At 40.0% G+C, this 1,034-nt stretch carries 1 protein-coding gene; it reads left to right on the top strand.

Annotated elements, in window-relative coordinates; genetic code table 11:
* Window positions 1–183 precede the first annotated feature (183 nt).
* On the top strand, window positions 184–1,034 hold an 851-nt coding region (locus BLR84_RS29570), incomplete at its 3' end, for a transposase (protein ID WP_176852193.1).

Here is a 1,034-nt window from a genome sequence, read left to right as displayed (position 1 = left end):
TATTTGATTGAGCAAGAAGCAGGGTAAACTAAGCTTCGCTCCGAGTTAGTGACTCACATTGCGATTAAGACCCTGCTTCCTTTTCATCAACCTTAAACTCAGATAGAAATTCGGGCTAAAGACCCATTATTAAGGAGTTGAGCAATGTTGATGACCTCAATCGTTAACTTTCATTACAAAATTATGCAAAATCAAACAATTGTTGGTATTGACATTAGTGATCTTACCTTGGATATCTGTATCCGAAAAGACAACCAGAATCAAGCCTTTATTATTAAAAATGAGGTAAAACCTATTCTTCAGTTCTTTCGGTCTTACCAAAAAGCAGAGCTGCTGATAGCTATGGAAAATACAGGCCGCTATAATTGGCCCTTGTATGAGGCTTTAGCTCAGCTACACCACCGGGTATTCGTGGTGCCTGCCTTGCATATTAAAAAAAGCATTGGTTTAGTCCGGGGTAAGAGCGATAAGGCGGATGCACTGCGTATTGCCCTTTTTATTGAAAAACATCATTATGATCTGCCTCAATGGAAACCGTCATCGGTTGCCATTGAAAAAATGAAGGTATTGTTAACAGAAAGAACTTATCGAATGAAAGTAAAACGTCAATTGCTTAGTCAAAAGGCTGATTATCCAAAGATGAAAAAACTTGGTCTGGACAAATCACTATTGGCAATGAATAAAAAAATGGCAGACTTAGCCAATGAGCAGATAAAGCAGATCGAGCACGCTATTCAGGATCTTATTCGTAATGATGAACAATTAGCTAAGCAAGCGACTTTAATACGCTCTGTCCCTGGTGTAGGGAAGGTACTATGCTGGATGATGTTGGCTAAAACAGCGGGCTTTACAACAATTACAGAGCCTCGCAAAATGGCCTGTTACAGCGGCGTAGTTCCATTTGATCACCAATCCGGTACTTCCATAAGGGGTAAAAGCAAGGTGTCTGTATATGCCGACAAAGCCATTAAAAGCGTATTGCATCTGGCTGCCATGAGTGCAATACGCTTAAAAAATGATCTGGGAGAATACTT

Source organism: Mucilaginibacter sp. OK268, from assembly GCF_900103125.1.
Taxonomy (GTDB): Bacteria; Bacteroidota; Bacteroidia; order Sphingobacteriales; family Sphingobacteriaceae; genus Mucilaginibacter.
Note: the sequence above shows the minus strand (reverse complement) of the source record. Positions and strands in the feature narration are given on the sequence as shown.